The organism is Acinetobacter sp. DL27 (assembly GCF_055810995.1).
Window position 1 is genome coordinate 1666597 of record NZ_CM147947.1, and the last position, 20275, is coordinate 1686871.

The following is a 20275-nucleotide window of genomic DNA, read 5'->3' on the forward strand; positions in this document are numbered from 1 at the left end:
AAGCAATATCCAGTACTATAAAAGTATCAGTTTCTGCACTTAAGTAGTGCGGATTTTTGATTAAAATAGGCTTTATTTTATCAAGAAACAGTTCAGATTTAAAAATGACTAATTCCTATATCGAATAAGAATTAGCCTTTAAATAAAATGCGATAACTTAAGTCTCAAACGAGAGTATTTTCAGAGATTGCTTTGGGTGGGCAAAATACCTGCCTGAGCGGCTAAAAATCTGAGTTTGATGTTGCATTTGAGGTGTTCAGTATTTTCTACCACTTAGAAGCGATAGCCAACCCCGACATAAGTCACTAATGGATCGAGATCAATCTTGGTGGTGGACTTAATTAATTGTCGGCCCGTAGATGTGTCAGTGACAGTCACAGTTGCGACATTATTAAAGTTAGGCATATAGCTGAGTGAACCTGTACTAAACCAACGGTCGGTAAAGTCATAGGTAAAGCCCGCCGTTAACACAGGTGCAAAGGCATCACTGGTTTTGACTTTCACCTCAGGTGTCGCTGTAGAGCTGCCTTTGCCGCCATGTAGGGCTTCGCCTGCGCGACCATTCAAAATATTATCAATCATGTAGCCCGCTTGGATGAGATCATTTTCGACACCGCCATTGAGCTTTAATTTATTGAAATGTCCATACACCACGCCCGCGCCTACAAATGGGCGGAATTTATTTTTATCCGAAGTGCCGAAGTGATATTTTGCTGTCACCGCAGGTGTCCATGCAGTTACTTCAGCCACCGTGCCATGCGCGCCAAGGTCTGTAATTAAAGTGTCTTTGAGCAGCTCTAAACCATCAAAATAGGTGGGTGGTGTATGTGCAGGTAGGTGAGATGAATTCGACGTGGATAAAGCCGTTGCACGAATTTCACCCACACCTTTTACGTCGACTTTAGGAGGAATACCACCCACCAACTCTAAAGAGACATTGTCATTAACAAAATAGCTTAAAGTCAAACCCAGTGTGTCAGTATCATCAATTTCCATACCACCTTCGGCTGTATAGTCTGAAATACCCGTGATATCAGCTCTCGCACCATTCATAAAACCATCAGGCACTTTATAGTTTGGATCTTTCTGACTATTTCTGACAAAGGCATCAAACATGATTTTGCCCATTCCTGTCAGCTCTTTGCTGTTGATTGCATATTTGGCAAGATCAGTCCCATATAAAGATCCAACACCATAACTGCCGCCTTCTTCAACTGCGGTTGTGACATGGGTGGAATTGGCTTTCCCCTGAGGCATGACATGCATCCAACCTGCACTGACGGCCCAGCGTTTAAAGTTTGTAGAATCCGCATAAGCAAAATTTACTGACAATAGGCATGCAAAAGGCACGACTATTTTACAGATTTGACTCATTTTAATTTCCTTTTCATTTGCTATTTTTTTTATGGTTTCAGCGGATCCTTTCTGAAACGCAAGCGTATTATTGAGTCAGTTATTTTTTTAAGCAATCGGCAAAATTTGAAGAAAAACATGAAATGTGTTGCATAAATCAAACTAAAAGCTTCACTTATATTATTAAAATCAAATATTTAAATTATTTATTGAGCATATTCTAAAATGTTATAGATTTGATGATTTGTCATCAAATGATAAGCCATTGTCGTCCCATGTATATCGAATTGGTGACCATCCCTCTATGTTGGATACAACAATGCATCGCATTGATTAAAAAGCATCAGGCTTAAATAGGTGTATCCATGGAAAAAATATTTACACAGGCAACGGTTCTCATTATTCCGGGTTTGCGCGATCACGTTGCTGCACATTGGCAAACTTTGCTTGAGTCGAAGCTCATAAAAGTTCGCTCCGTCCCGCCAGCAGAAACAGATAAATTGAATTGTGCAAACCGCATTGCACGCATTGAAGCAGAGCTGAAAAAAATCGAAGGGCCGGTTATTTTGGTGGCTCATAGCGCGGGCGTGTTGATGACTGTGCATTGGGCTGCGTTGTATCAGCATGATATTCAAGGGGCATTGCTGGTTACACCACCTGACTTGGCGGAAAGCTGGCCTGAGCATTATCCAAGTCCTGAGATTCTTAAAAACGAAGGCTGGAGCCCATTACCGACTCAAAAACTGCCATTTCCAAGCATTGTGGTGGCGAGTACCAATGACCATTTAGCGCAATATCAAGCCGTTGAAGCGATGGCAGAGACATGGGGCAGTCAGTTGGTCAATGCGGGTGCTGTAGGGCATTTGAACCCAGCAGCGGGTTTTGGCGATTGGCCGCAGGCGGAACACTTGATCTTACAGTTGGATGCTTTGTCCATAGAGCAAGTTTCATAGTCGAGATACAGATTTCAGCTTTGAATTTCAATCTCAAAAAATCAATCCATGCAAATGACCTAATGACTAATTTGTATGACTAAAAGACAAATTTGAACATTTTAAAACAGTTAATTTAAATCCCGAGCCAAAGGATGGCTTTACAGAATAAATAGAGATGTGGAGAGAAAATGTTGAGTTTAAAGAAACATTCCTTGTGAAAGATGACGGTGTAAGCGCCAGAAATCTTCAGCGTTTGTATGGAAATAAAACACAGTATTTAAAAATAAATCATATCGATATGGAGATGATATGGTCGGTCAATTTGTGTCTTTAAACAGACAAAATCATCATATTTCATTGATGAAAAAAACGGTTCTTTGTTTAAGCCTTGCTTTGGTAATCTCGGAAGTTTCAGCAGCGAGTTTTGAATTAAACGATGAATGGAAGTTTGAAACCAAAACCGCACTTAGCTTTGGGACAAACTGGAGTACCCAAGAGGCGTCTCGTTCACTGGTGTATAAACCCGATGCAAACCATATTGGAAAAGAGGGTTCCAGTATCGATGTTAATGGTGATGATGGGCACGTCAACTTTAATAAAGGCGATGTGATTTCACAAGTGGTGAAAGGCTTTACCGAGCTGAACTTAAAAGGAAAACAGCAGGGAGCAGTGATCAGCGCAAAGTATTGGTATGACCATGCTTATGAAACAGGTGAAGGCGATTTAAAAGCTTTTGATGATTCGGCATGGCCCCGACTGGCGAAATTTAAAGGCATTGACCTGTGGGATGCCTATGTTTGGAAAAACTTTGCTTTAGATAATGGGCAAAGTGCCAATATTAAACTGGGCAAACATACCTTGCAGTGGGGAAAATCACAGTTCTTCCAAAATGGACTCAATAGTGTCAGTGCTTTGGATTATGCTGCGATGAATCGTCCTGGAGGTGATGCAAGAGAACGCGTGATCCCAACCGAAATGTTTTCCTTTGAAGCTGGAATCAATGAACATTTAAAATTTGAAGGTTTCTATCAGTTTAAGTTTAGACCGTCTGTGGTCGATGGCTGTGGGACATTCTTTGCAATTTCAGACTTTGTGCCAGAAAACTGTGGGCCGATCGTCATTACCGTGATGCCGGGCGATAAACTTACCGATACCGCTTTAGATGCCAAATCTTATATTCCGCGTAGTGAAAGTCGTTATGCCAAAGACAGCGGACAGTATGGTTTTTCCTTAAAGCAAACGTTGCCCAAGTTAAACAATGCTGAGCTCGGGCTGTATTTTGCAAATTATCATAATCGAACCGCGAATTTTGACGGGACGGCCGTCACTGCGGCAGGGCCGGCAAACTTTAGTACTGCACAGTTTTTTTCGATCTATCCTGAAGACATCAAAATGTATGGACTCAGCTTGGCAGGCAAAATCGGTATAACATCAGTGTTTAGTGAGTTAACTCATAAACCCAATCAGCCTTTGCAGTTTAATGGGACAGATATTGTCTATGCACAAGTCTTAGACAAAAATACCCCGCTGACAGATGTAGGAACATCGGCAAAGTTTGGGCAATATTTGCAAGGTTATGCACGTGCGCCTGTAACACAGTTTTCACTCGGTGCAGGTAATAGTCTAGCGAATGTCCTCGGAGCCAATACTTTTACTTGGGCTGCCGAATTGGCAGTGAATCATATTGGAGATATTGGCAATCACCGTTTTGGTCGTGTCGGTGCTTTTGGTCGTAGCGAGTTGTCATCGGGTGCTTATGATCCAGAAACAAAAGCAAACCAATGTACGCCTTATGGAACGGCACATCTGTCCAATGATGAAATTGACCGTTTAAATGAACGCTTTTGTAATACCGAAGGCTTTTTTACGGAATGGTCATACGGATACCGTTTACGCGGCGCTTTAACTTACACAGATTTACTGCCTGCAACTGTGATTACCCCGAGCGTGCTATTCCGTCATGATGTCGATGGCTTTAGCCAAAACTTTCAGCAAGGTCAAATGAGTGTTGCCGCAGCGGTGTCTGCGACATACCGCCAACGATATATCGCAGAAATGGCCTATACCAGTTTCTTTGGTTCAAATGATTTCAGTACTATTGATGACCGAGATTTTGCCTCGCTCGCGTTCAAAATGAATTTTTAAATTAACTTCGCGTTTTGCTAGCCAAATGTATCGCCTGTTCATTTGAATCATGGTCGAAACAGACCATGATTTCGTTACATTTGCACTGGATTGAAATGCAATGCAATTAGAATTTTGAAAGCATGTTTGAAGTATTAAATATTCAAAATGAAGAGGGATATCAGGCAGCCATGTGCTGAATATATCAATATATATAGAGGGAACTATGCAAAGCATCGATTTAACACGACAACCACAGTCCAATCCCATTGGTATTTTGAACCTGATTGCCAACTATTTAGAAGAACACAGTTTCGATGCACGTACCGTATTTGAACATTTTGGGATTCAGCGCGAAGACTTAAAAAACAATTTATTGCCCATTTCTCTACAAACACAGGGTAGTATTTTTCAAGCCGTTGAAGCATTAACGGACTGTGATCATTTGGGTTTAGTGATTGGAAAAAAAGCACAATTTTCAAATATTGGGCCATTACGTTTTCTGGTGCTGAATGCCGCAACCATGCGGGATGCCATGCAGAGCTTATTTCAATACGGCAGTATGTGGTACAGAGGGCAAAAGTTAGATTTGAAAGAAGATGATGGCTATGCACGTATTTGTATGCATATCGATGGTGACATTCCCGGGAAAGAACAATATCAAACCGCTTATTTGGTTGCGATGGTGTCTATTATCGAGCTGATTTTGGGGAAATCTTGGCGTCCAGCATTGGTGCGCATTTCTTATCCGAAGCCGAAGTGTGCGCATCTGTACGAAAAAGCATTTGGCTGTCCTGTGTGGTTTAGTCAGTCACAGCACGAAATTTTATTTCCGCAGGAACAACTGGATCAAAAAAGAGCAGGGCATGACTGTCAGTTGGATCAATTTCTACGTCAGCATTTGTCTGAACTGCAAAGCCATGATTGTGTCGATCTGATTGGTCAGATTTGTAAAATTATCGAGGAATTATTGCCGCACCGAAGTTGTAATATCGAGCGTGTGGCTGAATATTTTTCGATTCACCGTTTTACTTTGTACCGTTATTTAAATAAACATCAGACTAGCTTTGAAGCCTTGCTTGAAGCCACACGCAAGAAAATTGCAGCGGAGTTACTCAAAAACAAAAAACTTATGATTATTGAAGTGGCCAATCAAGTGGGTTATGACGACCAAGCTAATTTTACCCGCGCATTTAAGCGTTGGTATGGCATCACGCCTGGGCATTGGAGACGTATGAATCTGCATGCTTAAAGTGTGCAGATAAAACTCAGCCTGTATATCTCAAACCATATCTTTGTCATTTGATCAGTGTTTAAAATCATTCGATCCAGCTTATTTACCCTATTAAAAAATTAATCGTAGCACTGTTTTTCCATAATTTTGGTAAAGTCATTTACGTCTATTGCCTTAACTTTTCAATCAAAGCTGAAAAGACGCTTGTGTAGGCAGTACCTTAATTTGATAGGCCAAAAGTAAGCAAAAGCCTTTGTTACCCATACATAACGTCCCTGTTCTGATGGGTAACGTGTAGCATCCTTGCCACACTCGTGTATCCAAAGTTTAATAAATTAAACTTCAGGACAGTAATAGTAGTCACAACAATTTTCCGCCTCGTCTTTTCTATATTTTTACAGTTTTCTTTTTAAAGCCTGACCTTACTCAGCATATTTTTTCATTCAAGTTTTAAAAAATCATATGAAATCAGGTGCATGTCCCACATCTTCGCTTTGAGTTAATTATCACTTTTTATAATATTAAATATTTGTATAAATAATGAATTAAAACAATAAATTAGATGATTTAAATTTTTTGTGCATAAGTGACCAAATGACTAAATAACGCAACCAAATGACAAAATGAAGATAGAAAAAGACAGTATTTTAAAAAACAAATGACCAAGACCGATCATATGCGGATCTTAAACAATAAGTCTAAAAAGATTTGAAAAAAGGAAGTTTCTGATGATTGGAAATATGATGTTTCAACCTTTGTTGATTAGCAGCCTGATTGAACATGCCGCTCGTTATCATGCAGATACAGCCATTATCTCCAAAAATACTGATGGGTCGATGCTGCATACAGACTGGGGACAAATTGCCAAAAACTCAAAGCGCTTTGCCAATGTATTGCAGTCGTTTGGTTTTGCGGTCAGCGACCGTGTGGCCACCATTGCATGGAATAATCATCGTCACTTAGAAACATGGTACGGCATATCAGGCAGTGGGTTGGTTTGCCACACCATTAACCCACGACTTTTTCCTGAGCAGCTCAGTTATATTATCAATGATGCGAATGATAAGGCACTGATTTTTGATAAAACGTTTCTAAATTTAGTGTTGTCAATTAAACCATCCATTCCCTATGTAGAGCATTTTATCTGCCTCGATGCTTATGATGAAGACATTCAAAAAGCCTTACCTGAAGTGCTGTTTTATGATGAGTTAATCGCACAGCAAAGTGAACATTTTGAGTGGCCTGAACTGGATGAAACTAAAGCCAGTTCACTGTGTTATACCTCGGGTACGACTGGGAATCCTAAAGGGGTTTTATACAGCCATCGTTCAAGTATTTTGCATAGCTATGCCACCTGCTTGCCCGATTCATTTAATTTTTCTGCGCAAGATTGTATTTTGCCTGTTGTTCCTATGTTCCATGTTAACGCATGGGGCACGCCTTATGCAGCGGCCATGGTGGGTTGCAGTATGGTACTACCGGGGCCGATGTTAGATGGAGCAAGTTTGGTTCAACTGATTGATCAATACAAAGTGACGACAGCTTTAGGTGTACCAACCATTTGGCAAGGTTTGCTTACAGCAGCGAAGCAATCTGGCAGCAAACTCGTCAGCTTAAAATGTAATGTCGTCGGTGGCGCGGCTTGCCCACCGTCAATGCTGAAAACATTTAAAGATGATTTTCAGTGTGAAACCATTCATGCATGGGGCATGACGGAAACCAGTCCTTTGGGTGTAGTGAATCAACTCAAGGCCAAACATTTGCAGTTGGATGACACGGCGCAATCGAGCTTACGTTACGCACAAGGTCGCCCACCATTTGGGGTCAGCATTCGAATTTGTGACGCTGAAAAGTGTGGTACCGAATTGGCTACGGATGGACAAACTACAGGACATTTGCAAATTAAAGGGCACTGGATTGTAGAGTCTTATTTCGATCAATTTAGCAATGCACTCACCGCAGATGGCTGGTTCGATACGGGTGATATGGCAACGATTGATTCAGATGGCTATATGGTCATTAGTGACCGTTCTAAAGACTTGATCAAATCAGGCGGAGAGTGGATTTCCTCTGTTGAGCTGGAAAATATTGCCATCGCGCATCCTGAAATCGACATGGTGGCAGTCATTGCTGCGACCCATCCAAAATGGGATGAACGACCTATTCTCATCGCTAAAAAGGCAGCAGTCAGTCAGGTGTCTGAAGCTGAACTTTTAGATTATTACACGGGCAAAATTGCGAAATGGCAAATCCCTGATCGCGTGGTTTTTGTCGATAGCATACCTGTTGGCGGTACAGGCAAAGTCCTGAAAAAAGATTTACGAGCAACCTATGGCTCAATTTTACTTGCAGTGCAATAAACAGCACTTCACATTCATTCAAAACGCTTCAAGGAAAGGACGATGACAGAACAAAGATCTGCAGGCTTAAGATTTAGACAAGCACTGGAAGTGGAAAAACCATTACAAATTATCGGTACTGTCAATGCTTATGCAGCAATGATGGCGAAACAGGTGGGCTACAAGGCCATCTACCTTTCGGGTGCTGGTGTAGCCAACTACTCTTATGGATTGCCTGACTTAGGCATGACCAGTCTGGATAATGTTTTGGAAGATGTACGCCGCATTACCGAACGCGTAGACACCCCGTTACTGGTCGATATCGACACCGGTTGGGGTGGGGCATTTAACATTGCGCGTAGCGTTAAACAAATGATTGCCGCAGGCGCAGCCGCAGTGCACATCGAAGACCAAGTGGCCCAAAAGCGCTGTGGCCACCGCCCAAACAAAGAAATCGTCACCCAACAAGAAATGGTCGATCGCGTCAAAGCTGCAGTCGATGCTAAAACCGATGCAAATTTTGTGGTGATGGCACGTACCGATGCTCTACAAAAAGAAGGCCTACAAGCGGTGATTGACCGTGCCTGTGCTTGTGTAGAAGCCGGTGCTGATGCGATTTTTGCCGAAGCAATGACTGACATTACCATGTACAAAACCGTCTGTGATGCAGTCGGTGTCCCAGTATTGGCGAACATCACCGAATTTGGCGATACTCCATACTACACCAAAGAACAACTGGCAGAACAAGGCATCTCGATGGTGCTGTATCCACTGTCACCGACCCGTGCCATGCAAAAGGCAGCACTGGAAGTCATGCATGCCATTCGCAATGACGGCACCCAAGTCAACGTCCTCGACAAAATGCAACAGCGCAAAGAACTCTACGAATTTCTCGATTACCACACCTTTGAAAACACATTAGACAAGCTGTTTAAACAGGAGAATTAAAAATGGCTGAAGGAAAAGTCCTCACAGGCGCAGGATTGCGCGGACAAGTCGCAGGAAAGACAGCACTCTCAACCGTGGGCAAAAGCGGAGCAGGCTTAACTTATCGTGGTTATGATGTTCAAGACCTCGCTGAAAACTGCCAGTTTGAAGAAGTGGCTTACCTGATCTTCTTTGGTGAACTACCCACAGCAGAACAGCTCACCGCTTACAAAGCTAAACTTAAATCACTGCGCCAACTGCCACAAGCACTTAAAGAAGTACTTGAGCGTATCCCAGCAGACTCACACCCAATGGATGTGATGCGTACGGGCGTATCAATGCTGGGCAACCTAGAAACAGAACAATCTTTTGCAGAACAGCAAGATGTTGCAGACCGCATTCTCGCAACGCTTCCAGCAATCATTTGCTACTGGTACCGCTTTAGCCATGATGGCGTACGCATTGAAGAAAATACCGATGACGATTCAATCGGTGCTCAATTCCTACACCTGCTGCGTGGCGAAAAACCAAATGAACTGCATGAGCAAGTGATGAATGTATCACTGATCCTCTATGCAGAGCATGAATTCAACGCATCGACCTTCACCGCACGCGTATGCGCATCAACCTTATCCGATATGCATTCATGCATCACCGGTGCAATTGGTTCACTACGTGGCCCATTACACGGTGGAGCAAACGAAGCAGCGATGGAAATGATTGAAAACTGGACGTCACCTGAAGAAGCTGAACGTGAAATGTTGGGTAAACTGGAACGTAAAGAAAAGATCATGGGCTTTGGACATGCAATCTACAAAGACAATGACCCACGTAATGGCATCATTAAAATTTGGTCAGAGCGCTTAGCCAAAGATGTCGGTGACACGGTTCTTTATCCAGTTTCTGTACGTTGTGAAGAAGTGATGTGGCGCGAGAAGAAATTATTCTGTAACGCAGATTTCTTCCATGCATCGGCATACCACTTCATGGACATCGCGACCAAATTATTCACACCAATCTTCGTGATGAGCCGTGTCACAGGTTGGGCGGCGCATGTGATGGAACAACGTGCGGACAACCGTATCATTCGCCCAAGTGCGGAATATACGGGGCCTGAATTGCGTAAAGTGGTGCCGATTGAGGAGCGTTCAGCGGCTTAATATGAAGTTCTGATACATTATAAAAAAGCCTCTTCGGAGTAATGCCAGTCAGTTAAGGGTTTTTGAAATAAAGCCCTTAGCTTTTTAGTTATGCACGACGGAGTCTTATATTTTTAAATCATATACTTGGAGCTCATCTATTACTTTGGATTAGCCCAAAGTAATCAAAAGCATTTGTCATCCGCAAAACTCGCCAAATCCCTTTTATTGATTAATTAATCGCAGAAACCTTACTTTTTTAAAATAGTCTTGCTTCGAACAGTTGCGGATGACGTTTCCGTGTATCGAATAACATTATGAATTTAAAAAATAAAAAGCCAGGCAACTTCTTCACTGACTGGCATTACCTCTTCTGAGGTTTTATTTTTTAGGCATCAATAAAACAGGATCTTCAATGTTATAACCTGTTTCAAAAGGAATCCCGAGATATTGAACAGTCACCAGTGCTTTTTGTTGATTAGGAACTTTATAGCTTTGCGAAATGTGCAGCCCATTTTTATAGTCCACTGCCTTGTGAATTGGACTTTTCAAATTGCTGTATTTCACTTGATATTGATAACTAAACTTCGGGATGGAGACTTTAGGGTCATACCAAGAGGGTTCTTTTGAAGTCTTTTTACTGATGACTTGAATTTTAACCTGCTTGGGTGGAATCGGCGTTAAAGCTTTGAGTCGTTTTTTTATTTTTGCAATGTCACGGTCAAACTTTTGACTGTCTTGATCATAGTCAATTTTTTGAGTTTTTGGATTGATATATAAAGATTTTACTTCAATCAGTTTGGAGGGTGTTTTGCTGTTAAGTTGATAATAATACAATTGTGGCAAACGACCACGACCATCTAAATAATGTCGCATCACATAAATTTTTTGATCAGCTTGGTCGAGTCCTAAAACTTCAATATTTTGTGGTCCACCTACAGTTGCAAAACTGTGGCTTGAAAAAAATAAGGTGCTGAAAAGTAGAGGATGGATTATTTTCATTATCATAAAGAGCTTCACATTTTTATTGATTATGGTTCAGTTTAAGGGTTCTAAATGTAGAAAAATCAAATTTAGTGTAAAAATTTAAGCATTTTGAACACGTTGAATGACCATTTGAGCTACGTTATTCGTAAGTTGATCAAGTCGCTCGAGCGCACTGCCCAGTAGTAAATAATGGTAAGTGCTTAAAGTGTTTTGATAATGAATAGCAATATAAAAGGTGCCTTCAGGTTTCTCAGGTGTGGCACTTCCACCAGGTTTGAGCAGCCCTGTACACGAGACAATAATATCGGCGTGACGAAACAGTCGATGACCTTGAAGCGCCATAGCTTCAGTGACTTCAATCGACTCCGCTGTATATTGCTGAATAAGTGCAGGATCAATCTTTAAAATTTCACATTTGATACTGGGGTCATAACTGACCAGTCCGCCCAACAAAATGTCTGCTCCGCTATGTTTATAAATCGAAAACTGACTGGATAGATAACCTGAACTGGCACTTTCGATAAAGGCAATGGTCAATTTTTTCTGTTCTAGGAGGTTGCAGCATTGCTTGAGTACTTGCACGACTTTAGCCTCCCGATGTCCATTATTTTGATTTGTTTGACAGCTTAGTCATAAACACGGTACACACCGACAAAACGATTACATGCTTTACTTTCACTTTTTACAGAAAGAATGGCTTTTTGAAAGTTAAACTGGTAGTGACAGTTGTTTTCATTATCCGTAATGTTTTGCTTTTGATCGGGTGTAGTGTAGGCCAAAAATGAAATGGTTTGGGTTTCTATGCGGTTATTGGGGCTACGATATGCAATACCTTCGATCTTAATTTTATCTTTGGATAGCTGATGAACTTGTAGGTGCACAGGTTGCTTGGCAATGGTCCCATGTTCAAACTTTAAATAGTGTTGCGTCAAACTTTGATTTAACGATGTATAGAAGTTGAGATCATCAATTCTAAAATCCATCTGCTGCTGATAGCATGCTAAGGATTTACATTGCTGTAGGCGGTTTAACCATAGCTGATGGGTATCGACCAATAAACGCTGAGGCGCATCACTGATTAAAAAAGCAGTCATGGATTGCGTGTCTAATTTTTGTCGAATGTCTTTAAATTGATCGCTACAGATCTTTTTAAGGCTAGATGAAGTCGGATCATCACAGTCAATGACTTGAGCATAACTAAAGCTGGTACAAAGACAACTTAGACACACTAAAATACTAAATTTTTTCATAAGTTTTATGTCGGTTTTCAACAGCATGATCGCTTATACTTTCACTATGTTGCGCTGCTTGTAACTATAGCGAAAGAGAAAGCGTGAATACAAGATTTCAATCATTTATTTCTTAAAGGAAACTGAGCATGGTTGCACATATTCGAATTGGACAGGGACTTGATGTACATGCTTTTGAAGAGGGTGAATTTGTCACACTGGCAGGTATTCAAATTCCACATACACACGGCTTAAAAGCACATTCAGATGGTGATGTGGTTTTGCATGCTTTAACAGATGCATTATTGGGTGCGTTGGCTTTAGGGGATATTGGTCAGCATTTTCCCGATACCGATCCTCGCTTTAAAGGGGCAGACAGTCGTGTATTACTCAAACATATCTATCAACTCATATTAGATCGTGGTTATCAGTTAAATAATGCAGACATTACTGTGGCATGTGAACGTCCGAAGTTGGCACCGCATAATTTAGCGATGCGCCAAAGCATTGCAGACGTTCTTGATGTTGAAATCACGCAGATAAGCATTAAAGCAACGACCACGGAAAAACTGGGCTTTACGGGTCGTCAGGAAGGTATTTTATCTACAGCAACAGTGCTGATTTCTCATGCAAAATGATCAGGATTGATCATAGCCAGCTTTAATTCTTGTGTTGCTTTACGACCTTGAAGTTGTAAGGCAACAGCATGCGCCAAACCTGTCCAAGTGTCATTCGGTTCCCAAATTTGATGCATGGCTTCATGTGCGGTTGGCATATCGATATTCATATAATATTGACGATATAAATACATCAAACTACTGACGCGATAATTTTCTGAACAATGGACCCAAATGGTTTGTTCTTGCACCAAATGATCAATCATATCTAAGACCAATAAGCACTGATCATCAGAGGGTGTATCCCATGAAATCGGCACATGTATATAGTTCAAACCGAGCTCTAAACAGATTTGATCTTCATTCGCTAAATAGTTATTGCTATTACTGAGCGCAAGATTGATGACTGTGTTTACGCCATACTCTTTAATTTGCTGTAATTGCTCAGCAGTCGGTTGTCCAGAAGTAAACAAATGCTCGTGGATAAATTGAAAGTTAAGTGTTTGGCTTAAGTGTGTTTCAATAGCGTTCATAATTATTTCTTAATCTTAGAATGAAAAACGCCATCCGAAGATGGCGTTTTAAAAACTTAACGGTTCGGTAAAACGTCTTTGAGTGCTTCGTGCATCTCTAGTAATACCTTTTCTGTGGTATCCCAGTCAATACAACCATCGGTTACTGACTTGCCGTATTCAAGATCGCATAGGTTTTCAGGAATTTCCTGACGACCGCCTTTCAGGTGACTTTCAACCATGATGCCGATAATAGATTTATTTCCATCAATAATTTGTTCGGTAATATTTTTCAGAACAAGCGGTTGAAGGAACGGGTCTTTGTTTGAGTTTGCATGACTGGTGTCAATCATGATTTTGGTGCTGACTTTCGCTTTAGCCAATGCTGCTTCTGCTTCTGCTACAGAACCAGCGTCGTAGTTTGGCTTGCCATTACCACCACGAAGTACCACGTGTGCATACGGGTTACCCGAAGTACGAATCACAGAAACTTGGCCTTGGTTGTTTAAGCCCAAGAAGTGGTGACCATGTTTCACCGACTGCATGGCATTGGTTGCAACAGTTAAACCACCATCTGTACCATTTTTGAAACCGACTGGTGAAGAAAGACCAGAAGACATTTCACGGTGTGTTTGGCTTTCAGTGGTACGTGCGCCAATCGCTGACCAAGAGATTAAGTCTTGATAGTACTGTGGCGAGTTTGGATCGAGGGCTTCGGTCGCGCACGGTAAGCCTTTTTCATTTAACTCAACCAAAAGTTTACGGCCAATGCGTAAACCTTTTTCAATATTGAATGAGTCATTCATGTCAGGGTCATTGATCAGACCTTTCCAACCCACAGTGGTACGTGGTTTTTCAAAATAAACACGCATTACGATATAGATTGAGTCTTTAATTTTATCGCTTAAAACTTTTAAACGGTCTGCATATTCGTGAGCAGCGACAGGGTCATGAATTGAACATGGGCCAATCACCACAAAAATGCGTTTGTCTTTACCATCTAAAATATTGCGAATCGTTTCACGACCGTGAAGTACAGTTTGATATGCAGACTCAGTGAGAGGCAATTCAGTTTTTAATTCCGCTGGGGTAACTAGCGGATGAATGCTTTGTAAATTCACGTCATCGATGTCGTTTTGGGTAATAGAGTTTGACTGTAGAGTATTCATTGCCGTCACTGGTTCGATCGTATTAAGTTGCTTTATAAGCTGAATATAACACGGTTTAGCTGATAAAAGGTTATAAAAAAGTCGAATGAATCTTTGAAAAAAAAGTGATGAATCTTAGGTTTATTTTAAATCAGAATGCCTACACTGAGGCATTCTTAACTGTTGAAATTTGAACGACTTGAGCAGTTTCGGCAGGCTTCACAGGTTTGGCTTTGATCGGATTCAACATGAAGTTCACACCTAACGCAAACAGGGTAATACCCAACACTTTACGAATGATCTTTTCAGGAAGGCGTGAACTAATCAGTGTTCCAATAATAATTGCTGGAATAGATCCCACCAATAACCACATAAGGAGGTGGAAGTCCACGTTGCCTGAAGTCATATGGCCCATACCTGCAACAAACGTAAGTAACACCGCATGAACAACGTCAGAACCAATAATACGAATCATTGGTAGGTTGGGGAACATAATGACCAAAGCCATGATTCCGAAAGCACCTGCACCGACTGATGATAGTGTCACGAAGACCCCAAGAACTACACCCATCATCACAATGTACTTACGTTTATTGCTGGTTTGAAGCTGAACTTTTTCTAAGTCTTCAGTCATGTCTGGGAGTTCATCTTTACGTAATTTGTTGAAAAATTTTTCAATTTGATTACGGAAGACGATCGATAAACCTGTAATGGTCAACATGAAGCCTAAAACCATGGTGAGCACGGCTTTGTAGTGGGTAGACTGGCTCAAATAGTTGTCGAGTACCCAGTGTGTTGCAAAGGAAGCAGGAATACTGCCAATTGCAAGCCAAAGCACAATCGGCCACACAATATTTAGCTTTTTGGCATGTACAAATGAACCACAGAATTTTGAAATTGCGGCATAGAGCAAGTCTGTACCAATGGCAATGTGAGGTTCAATTCTGAAAAGGCTAATGAGGATCGGTGTCATTAATGAACCACCACCCACACCAGTAATTCCCACACAAAAACCGACTAAAACACCTGCGAGAATAAATTCGAGTGGACCAAACATTGTTATATGCCAAAATATCAAAAAACGTGCATATCTTATGACGTTTTTATATAAGTCGTTGTCTTGATTGTTGATTTACTTATTCTAAAAAGAGATATAGGAGCTATTGTTTGAACTGTATCCGTGCTTTTATTTTTAAGCCTACAATTGTCAGCAACCACCATAGATTGAAACCTATGAGTGTTCGTAGAACATAAAGAGGGGCTAGCTGATGCTTTTTCCATTGCTCAAAATTCGCTGCGGTCGAGCTATAGGTTATAGGTCATATCTAAGTGCTGCTGACGTGGATTAGCTAATGTGATCTGTTGAATAAACACCTCCTTTTTAGTATTTTTTGGTTCCAAAAAATACGCTCTAAATAGTAAACCTCGACCTGCTTTGCCGTAAATTGGTGACGATATGATGACTGGTCACATAGTGTTTGAACAGGTTCTCCCATCAATGCGCAGTTTGCGATCCATAAATGATGTTGTTGTTTAAATTTCAACGTGCTAATTCGTCCTTTACCAACTTCAATGGTGATTTCATCAAAGGTTTTACTCTGAATTTGAGTGGGGATCCAACTGCTCGGGAAACAAATAAATACAAGCAAATTGAAAATGAGGGAAATAAAAAGTGTCCAGCCAAAATGATGCTTCGACCAACTGCAGAGCTGTCGAAAGGGTATGATGATTTCTTGTTATGACCAATCTAAAGCTGAACGCAATGTTTGTCCCGAGAAATGATCTATAAAAGTGCTTATTATTAAGCGTGTTATAACTAAAAATCACGGTGTTTCAACTTAAATGATTTTGATCACTCGCTAAAATTCTGTTGAGATGGTTCTGGCTCTATATTTACACACCTTTTTATTTGGCTCATGATCGAAATAAAAAGGTGTGTGAGTTGTAGGGCAAATGCTTACTTAGATTGAGCTGTTTTTTTGGGTTTTAAGTCATTGATGCTCAGAATCAGTATAAAAAGTATCGGGGTTGCAAATACAAATAAACTGACACTTCCCACACCGCGACCCGTGTATTGAATCAATAAAATTAATGTCGCGGCCAGTACACCAAAAGCCAAATATCGGCAGATTTGATAATGTTCTGCACATTTGGCCCAACGTGACTTTTGAGTTTTTGGACGCTGCTTATCGCCCACCAGAAATAATACATAGCACGCGAAAGTGATGAGAAGTCCTGAAATCAGGTAGATCATGAATTGGACTCCTGAACTGTAGGGTTGGCATATTTTTTCTGAATTTTTTGTACTGCTTTTTGTTGAATGGGCTGGATTTTTTGATGTAAGAAAATAGCCAATATCGCAAGGATGAAGACCATAAGATCAACTCGCAAGAATAACCAATATTCATGTAAGTCATGCACATATTGGTGGCTGATTAAATAGTAAATATTGAAAATAGGCAAAGATACAGCCAGTAAAATGAAGACTTTCAGTTGAGTTTTCCAAAGGTGTTGCTGTGGAGTGAGCAATGCAATGACTAAGCTGAGTAACCAAGTGCCGAAAAATGCGTAGATTTCGTAGTTGGGTTGACCTACTTCTAACTGAAGTAAACGGTTTGTGCAAAGATAGCTGAGCATGGCAATCGGCAAGCCAATGATGGCAGCCGTATTTAGGCGGTTAACTACATAATGTCCAAAGTGGAAACTTTGTTTCTTATTTTGTAGCTGACGTTTTAAGCACCAGAGTAAAAGTCCAGACGCAATCATGGCACAGCCTAAAAGCCCTGAGAAGAATAAAGCAAAGCGTAATAAGGGCTGTGCAAAGTGTGCCATGTGTAAACCATAGACTCCATTATTGAGCGTGGCGATTGCACTCTTATTCCGAGTGTCACCGAGCAGGGCACCAGATTCACCGTTAAAGCTGAGTTGGGCTTGGTTTCGCGTGATGCTTCGGTCAGTTGACTCAACCAAGTTCACCTGAGCGATATTGGTATTGGGGTATTTGACCGTAATATTGTCAATTTCTGTTTTACCCCAACGCTGCTCAGATTGTTGTATGAAGTATTCAATTGGTCGCATCGTAGCAGGTGTCGGTTTAGCCTCAGAGCTGATACTAATATTTCTAATTTCATCAAAATATTGGAACGGTTGCTCTGGATAAAGTCTCTTCATGCCATTGGGAAGAATGAGATAAAAGAAAATGGCTAAACCAGTGAATGTAATGGTCAGGAAAAAAGGTAAAGCAATGACAGAGGTAACATTGTGAAAGTCTAGATACGAACGTTGCCCTTTGAAGGCTCTTAGGGTAAAGAATTCGGTGAATATCTTTTTGTGTGTGATGATGCCTGAAATGAGGATGATCAACATTAAGAAGGCAGCAATCGTGACTAAAAGCCTACCGATGAAATAGGGCACACCATACAGCTGATAGTGAAAGCCATAGAAAAACTCACCTCCTTGGGTTGCAGACAAGGTGACTTCTTTACCTGTGTTCGCATCCAAAGTCTTATTTTCGTAGCCACCATCGGCCTTTTGCCAGTAGATTTTATTAACAGGTGAACTAGGACTAGCTACGCCGATATACCAACTTTGCGCATCTGCAGCATTTTTTTGTAAGTATTGATATGCCGACTTCATCGCAGTGTCTTGTTTGACTTGTATGGTGGCAAATTGCGGTTGCATCCACAAATTTATTTCATGACGATAATAGGTCGCAGCACCTGTTAAAAAAATGGCAAATAATAACCATCCCAGTGTTAGCCCAAGCCAAGAGTGTAGCCATGCCATTGATTGGCGAACAGATTTTTGCATGGTTTAACCTACGAACTTCAGCAATAGAAAAAAGCAAAGGGAAAGAGAAATAGTTGAAGCGCTTAACTTTTTCAGGGATTGAACACAAAAGCTCAAAATGACAAAAATGATAAAGAAAATAAGAGATAGAAAAGCCGCCAAATAAATGGATTCTGCTTTAGCTAAGTGAGGGTAAAAACTAAGGGTAAGCAGTTCTGATAACATGAATGTACATAAATAGCCTAAGCCAAATGCGATCAAAAACCGGAACATAACAGTTATAGGGTATTTAAGCTGACTTAGGGACATAAAGATCACATGAATGAAGTCATAAAGGGGGGCTTAACGTTGTACTCACTAAGCATTGAACCTAAATTTAATATTTAAGTAAAACACAATCATCTCTATTCTGCGTATGAGCAATCTACGTAGCCAAAATACTGGGATTAGGCAGCGTGAGTTGAACAACAAAGTGCACATTAATTAACGATAATGATTCTCAGTAATTTTATGTTCTAATAGGCATCTTATGCAATATTTAAATGATCGAAAATTGAAATTAACTCGACTTTTTTTGTGCTCTTCATATGAATCAAATAAGTCACTCATTTTATATCTGCAGCATAAATAGAAAGACTCGACCAATACCCATCCCAAAAGACGCTATGTTATGATGCATGGGTTGAAAAATAAGGAATAATGCTTTGCAAAATCGGAAACTTAAAATTGGAATCGTAGTGGGTGAAGTATCAGGTGATACTTTAGGTGCTAAACTTATTCGCAGTTTTCGTGAGCAAGGAATTGATGCAGAATTTGAGGGTATTGGTGGCCCGCAAATGATTGCAGAGGGTTTCAAGAGCTTTTATCCGATGGATATTTTGTCTGTCATGGGGCTGGTTGAGGTTCTTAAAGACATTAAAAAGCTTTTTGCTGTGCGTGATGGATTGGTAGAGAAGTGGACAGCCCATCCTGTCGATGTGTTTATTGGGATTGATGCGCCAGACTTTAATCTGCGCCTTTCAAAAAGTTTAAAGCAAAAACAACTGCCCATAAAAACCGTGCAGTATGTTAGTCCTTCCGTTTGGGCATGGCGTCAGGGACGGGTTCATGGCATCAAAGCCTCAATTGATTTGGTACTGTGTTTATTTCCGTTTGAAAAAGCATTTTATAAAAAATGGTATGTTCCTGCTGCGTTTGTAGGACATCCCTTGGCGAGCCAATTGCCTTTGGAAAACCCAATTTTACAAGCCAAAGAAGAACTGGGTTTAGATCTGACCCAAAAGCATATTGCCTTATTGCCGGGAAGTCGACGTGGTGAAATTGAAAAGCTCGGTCCACTGGTTTTAGATGCTGCAAAATTGCTCTACGCCAAATATCCAAACTATCGCTTTGTGATACCAGCAATCAATGATGCACGTAAGCAACAAATCGAAGCTTTGCTTACTCAGTATCCAAAAGCATTGGTCGATCAAATAGACTTGCTTGAAAACTCAGGCACCGAGTCGAAGATTGGGCGTCAAGTTATGAACGCCGCTAATATTGTAGCTTTGGCTTCAGGTACAGCAACTTTGGAAGCTATGCTGTTACACCGACCAATGGTGACCTTCTATAAGTTGAATTGGCTCACCTATCATGTGGTGAAATTCTTGATCAAGATTCAATATTATTCATTGCCGAATATTATTGCGGGCAAGAAAGTGATACAAGAATTAATTCAAAAAGATGCAACACCTGAGAAATTGGCGGCTGAAATTGAAAAATTAATGAATATAGAAACAGCACAGATTCAGGCTATGCAGCACATTACCATGCATAAACAATTACTTGCAGGTAATAGTGAAAATCCTGTTGAGGCGATTTTAAATATTTTAGATTAATTCTCTTTAAGACATCGTGATAGGTGCAGTGAGAAACAACCCAAACGTATTTGGGTTGTTTCTTT

General features: G+C 40.8%; 17 protein-coding genes. 8 read left to right on the plus strand and 9 right to left on the minus strand.

The window, feature by feature from the left end; translation table 11 throughout:
* Window positions 1-273: 273 nt before the first annotated feature.
* Window positions 274-1374 (minus strand): OmpW/AlkL family protein, encoded by a 1101-nt coding sequence (locus AC0KVP_RS08140; protein ID WP_473340212.1) that lies wholly within the window; start codon window positions 1372-1374, stop codon window positions 274-276.
* A 344-nt stretch (window positions 1375-1718) separates the two neighbouring features.
* Here AC0KVP_RS08140 and AC0KVP_RS08145 point away from each other — a divergent pair, with 344 nt between their 5' ends.
* The 6 genes from AC0KVP_RS08145 to prpC all read left to right on the plus strand — a co-directional run bounded on the left by AC0KVP_RS08145 (window position 1719) and on the right by prpC (window position 10072).
* Complete coding sequence (locus AC0KVP_RS08145) at window positions 1719-2306, plus strand: RBBP9/YdeN family alpha/beta hydrolase (protein ID WP_473340214.1); 588 nt, start codon at window positions 1719-1721, stop codon at window positions 2304-2306.
* Window positions 2307-2597: 291 nt separating this feature from the next.
* A complete protein-coding gene (locus AC0KVP_RS08150) occupies window positions 2598-4433 on the plus strand; it encodes a DUF1302 domain-containing protein (protein WP_473340217.1) in 1836 nt (611 codons plus the stop codon).
* Window positions 4434-4638: 205 nt separating this feature from the next.
* Window positions 4639-5664 carry an AraC family transcriptional regulator gene (locus tag AC0KVP_RS08155; protein WP_473340220.1) on the plus strand — a complete coding sequence of 342 codons (1026 nt, stop codon included), beginning with the start codon at window positions 4639-4641 and terminating at the stop codon, window positions 5662-5664.
* 710 nt (window positions 5665-6374) lie between these two features.
* Complete coding sequence (locus AC0KVP_RS08160) at window positions 6375-8006, plus strand: long-chain-fatty-acid--CoA ligase (RefSeq protein ID WP_473340224.1); 1632 nt, start codon at window positions 6375-6377, stop codon at window positions 8004-8006.
* A gap of 42 nt (window positions 8007-8048) precedes the next feature.
* Window positions 8049-8933 carry a methylisocitrate lyase gene (gene prpB / locus AC0KVP_RS08165; RefSeq protein WP_183175501.1) on the plus strand — a complete coding sequence of 295 codons (885 nt, stop codon included), beginning with the start codon at window positions 8049-8051 and terminating at the stop codon, window positions 8931-8933.
* 2 nt (window positions 8934-8935) lie between these two features.
* Window positions 8936-10072 (plus strand): bifunctional 2-methylcitrate synthase/citrate synthase, encoded by a 1137-nt coding sequence (gene prpC, locus AC0KVP_RS08170; RefSeq protein WP_473340226.1) that lies wholly within the window; start codon window positions 8936-8938, stop codon window positions 10070-10072.
* Window positions 10073-10432: 360 nt separating this feature from the next.
* Here prpC and AC0KVP_RS08175 read toward each other — a convergent pair whose 3' ends face one another.
* From AC0KVP_RS08175 to AC0KVP_RS08185, 3 genes are all read right to left on the minus strand, one after another.
* The gene (locus AC0KVP_RS08175; protein WP_473340229.1) at window positions 10433-11059 is read right to left on the minus strand and encodes an aminotransferase; all 627 of its coding nucleotides are present in this window, start codon (window positions 11057-11059) and stop codon (window positions 10433-10435) included.
* 78 nt (window positions 11060-11137) lie between these two features.
* Window positions 11138-11620 (minus strand): CinA family protein, encoded by a 483-nt coding sequence (locus tag AC0KVP_RS08180; protein ID WP_473340231.1) that lies wholly within the window; start codon window positions 11618-11620, stop codon window positions 11138-11140.
* A 44-nt stretch (window positions 11621-11664) separates the two neighbouring features.
* Window positions 11665-12315, minus strand: coding sequence for an A1S_1983 family putative colistin resistance protein (locus AC0KVP_RS08185; protein ID WP_473340233.1), 651 nt, complete (start codon window positions 12313-12315; stop codon window positions 11665-11667).
* Window positions 12316-12416: 101 nt separating this feature from the next.
* On the opposite strand from AC0KVP_RS08185, the gene ispF reads away from it, so the two are divergent.
* Window positions 12417-12905: a 2-C-methyl-D-erythritol 2,4-cyclodiphosphate synthase gene (gene ispF / locus AC0KVP_RS08190; protein WP_473340235.1), complete on the plus strand. Its 489-nt coding sequence runs from the start codon at window positions 12417-12419 to the stop codon at window positions 12903-12905.
* On the opposite strand, the gene AC0KVP_RS08195 is transcribed toward ispF, so the two are convergent.
* From AC0KVP_RS08195 to AC0KVP_RS08215, 5 genes are all read right to left on the minus strand, one after another.
* On the minus strand, window positions 12893-13417 hold the full coding sequence (locus AC0KVP_RS08195) for a protein tyrosine phosphatase family protein (protein WP_005399562.1): 525 nt from the start codon (window positions 13415-13417) through the stop codon (window positions 12893-12895). The two genes, ispF and AC0KVP_RS08195, sit on opposite strands and share 13 nt — an antisense overlap.
* Window positions 13418-13473: 56 nt before the next feature.
* Complete coding sequence (locus tag AC0KVP_RS08200; RefSeq protein WP_010326598.1) at window positions 13474-14565, minus strand: 3-deoxy-7-phosphoheptulonate synthase; 1092 nt, start codon at window positions 14563-14565, stop codon at window positions 13474-13476.
* A gap of 139 nt (window positions 14566-14704) precedes the next feature.
* Window positions 14705-15601 (minus strand): sulfite exporter TauE/SafE family protein, encoded by an 897-nt coding sequence (locus AC0KVP_RS08205; protein WP_062034869.1) that lies wholly within the window; start codon window positions 15599-15601, stop codon window positions 14705-14707.
* 900 nt (window positions 15602-16501) lie between these two features.
* On the minus strand, window positions 16502-16798 hold the full coding sequence (locus tag AC0KVP_RS08210) for a hypothetical protein (protein ID WP_148826167.1): 297 nt from the start codon (window positions 16796-16798) through the stop codon (window positions 16502-16504).
* Window positions 16795-18354, minus strand: a complete 1560-nt coding sequence (locus tag AC0KVP_RS08215) for a PepSY-associated TM helix domain-containing protein (RefSeq protein WP_148826166.1) — start codon at window positions 18352-18354, stop codon at window positions 16795-16797. Before AC0KVP_RS08215 ends, AC0KVP_RS08210 begins: the two co-directional genes overlap by 4 nt.
* Before the next feature lie 683 nt (window positions 18355-19037).
* Between AC0KVP_RS08215 and lpxB the strand changes: the two genes are divergently transcribed.
* On the plus strand, window positions 19038-20210 hold the full coding sequence (lpxB, locus tag AC0KVP_RS08220; protein WP_473340244.1) for a lipid-A-disaccharide synthase: 1173 nt from the start codon (window positions 19038-19040) through the stop codon (window positions 20208-20210).
* The last annotated feature ends 65 nt before the right edge of the window (window positions 20211-20275 follow it).